3 protein-coding genes are annotated in these 3,044 nt (G+C 39.0%); all 3 read right to left on the reverse strand.

Annotation, left to right across the window (positions count from 1 at the left end; all coding sequences use genetic code 11):
- The coding region (locus tag ACO4PX_RS09585) for a hypothetical protein (RefSeq protein ID WP_485572457.1) at nt 1-917 on the reverse strand (917 nt) is incomplete at its 3' end.
- A 72-nt stretch (nt 918-989) separates the two neighbouring features.
- A complete protein-coding gene (locus tag ACO4PX_RS09590; RefSeq protein ID WP_485572458.1) occupies nt 990-2,285 on the reverse strand; it encodes an ATP-binding protein in 1,296 nt (431 codons plus the stop codon).
- Nucleotides 2,286-2,598: 313 nt separating this feature from the next.
- On the reverse strand, nt 2,599-3,044 hold a 446-nt coding region (locus ACO4PX_RS09595; RefSeq protein ID WP_485572460.1), incomplete at its 5' end, for a helix-turn-helix domain-containing protein.

Genomic DNA, 3,044 nt, shown 5'->3' on the forward strand with positions numbered 1-3,044 from the left:
CAAATATTGTGTAAGCTATGCTTCGTCATCCCCCTTGGCATGACAATATCCAAATATTCCTTTGTTCTTAGGGAAAAGAGCTTTTGCTTTCCCTTCCAATCGTCATTGTTAAAAAGCGGTGTGAGAATAAGATAATACGAATGGGTGAAAGTTCCGTTCACCCCGGACTTTTTTCCGCCCGCCTTCAATTGCTCCGACTCCAAGAGCTTTTCCTTTACTTTGCCCTCAGGGGAGATTTTTGCCAGAGCATAATAATCCATTCCCCATTTATTCACCGAGCCTGTGCTTTCTCCCGAAGTAAAGGCGTAGAGTTCCCCTTCCTCCATTTTTAAACTGTCGATTTTCGGAGCATCCTTCGTCCTCTCATCATGATGGGTAAAGGCATTTTTCTCTATTTCCGAAAAGCATTTCCACTTGGCTTCTTTTTTTACAGGGTCAAAGTCTAATAAAGCAAAACATCGGGAAAGACCGTAATAAACTTCCTTTTCAAAGCAGACAGGAATCAGGCTACCGTCTGAAACAGTCTGAAAATACCGCTCTCTTGCATTGTCCGGCAGTGTTTTGCTAAAGGGCAAAAATCCATTCTTAATCGGGATGATTTCCGGCGAAGAAAAATCTCCGGTAAAATAGGCAATTTCTTTCTTCGCTTTGATTACCCCAAAGCCCTTTCCAAATGAAAAAAGTACCGGATCATTTTCCCGGTCAAGGAAATCCTCCCCAAGCTTTATTTCCTGTATGCCGGTCTCGGACAGGACAAGAACAGTGTAGGCTCCGGGGGCTTCTTCCCTTCTCGTTAAGAGGAGAGCTCTCGCGCCCTGCTCCGGACACGCAGGAGAAAGAAAGCCTGTGCTGTACACATAGGTATATGCATTTTCCAACTTGTATTTTTGTATAAGGCTTAGTTTTAAAGTGGCCATACTATTCCTCACAATTTTCGTTATCTGCCTCTGTGCTGTGCTCTTTTCGGATTCTGTTTTCTTTTGTAGTAGTTAAAGATTTATTGCATTTTCATCCAAAAGAAAATTCTCCAATCCAATGTATAAAATACCTGCATCATCATGCCGGGGGATAATATTATCTTTTACAACTACAATTTTCTTGAAGGAATCATCTATTTTTTTTAAAGAGGCAGTTTCCTGTTCTTGCTTCTCCTTACTGTCTATGTGTAGTGCAGACTGAATATAATATCTTTCATGCCCTTTATTAACTACAAAATCAACTTCCAGCTGAATTTTTTGCCTCTTTCCGTCTTTTTTGCAATCATATTCCACTACCCCAATATCCACATTATATCCTCTACGAATTAAATCGTTATAGATTATATTTTCCATGATGTGGGTCTCTTCTACTTGCCTGAAATTCAATCTGGCATTTCTTAGCCCGATATCTGTAAAATAATACTTAAGTGGCGTGGTAAAATACTTAGCTCCCTTCACGTCGTATCGATTCGCATGGGATAACAAATATGCTTCTTCAAAATACTCCAAATATTTCGAAATTGTACCGGAGGATATCTTAATTTGTTTTTCCGAGAGAAATCTTTTAGAAAGCTTACTGGGATTGGTAAGAGAGCCAATCGCCGAAGAGGTAAAATCCAATAATACTTCCATAACCTCTTTATCATTCTGTATCTTGTTTCTTTCCAGAATATCTTTTAAATAGGTTTCTTGAAATAAATCTTTTAAATAACGATTTTTCTCCTCATCACTTTTCAAACTATAAATATAGGGCATTCCGCCATATATACTGTAATGTTGGAATGCCAATGACTTATCTTCTACTACTTCACAAACTTCCGCAAAAGACAAAGGATTGATATGAATTTCATCTCCTCTATCCCTAAATTGAGTTAAAACATCTCTGGACAACATTTTTGAATTACTGCCCGTTACGTATATATCTAAGTTATCCCGCTTCATAAGTCCTAAAAGCACATCCACAAAAGTCACCGTCTTTTCGTCGCTTTCAAGATAGGGATTCTTCACAGCAATCGACAATTGGATTTCATCGATAAACACATAGTATTTTTTCGTTTCATCCTGCGTTTTTTCCTTGATATAATCATTTAATTTAAACGGATTCCTATACTCCAGCGTATCTATTTCATCCAGTGCAATCGAAATGATTTGTCCATCTTCGATACCGCTTGAGAGCAAATAATCCCGATACAAATGGAAAAGCAAATAAGATTTCCCACATCTTCGGATTCCCGTGATAATCTTTACTCTACCGTTATCCTTTTTCTCTATAATTTTATGGAGATAAAAACCACGTCTAATCTGCATATGTAAATCCTCTCAAAAAATTAAGGTGGAATTCCACCTTTTTTTCACGAGTCTATTCTATCATTTTATTGTGCTCCTATCAATAAGCGGCCCAATTAATAAGATAATAAGGTATCTCCGGCTTTTCCCGCACTGTTTCTTATAAAGGAAAACTCGATAGATTAAGGTGGAATTCCACCTTAATTTATCGAGTTTAATGTTATTAAAAAAGTATCGTGGGCTTTCCACACGATACTCTTCATGAATTAAATCAACAAACTATTCCCATTTCATATTTTTGCCGTAAACGGCACTTTTATGAAATGAGAATTTTCTATTCTTCTCCCAAAACCTTTTTCTGCCAGCTTCTTTTTCCGCAGACCGGGCATTTCATATATCTTGTCCGGCCTCTATGCATAGAAAGAATCACCTGCCTGTAAGAGGGCACATAGCGATGATGACAGCACCCGCATTCATAGTACCCGGCTTTCTGCTCAATACCAACTGCGATAAAGCTGACCAGTAAAATCATCATGAGGGCAAAGGCGGAGAGTACCATCCTCAGCCAGAAAGGCATCACCAGGAAGGATGCCAAAAGGATTAAGACTGAGCCGGAGAGCACTGCCGAGAATCCCATCCAGTATTCCAGCTTAAGGGCTCTCCTGTCCCTTTCCTCCACTTCTCGTCTCATTGCGAGAAGATTCTCTTCTACTTGTTTACTATAGAATTCTGCCATGATTCTTTCGCCCGACAGGAGTTCGTTTACGTTGATTTTCAGAA

This window comes from Oribacterium sp., from assembly GCF_057249185.1.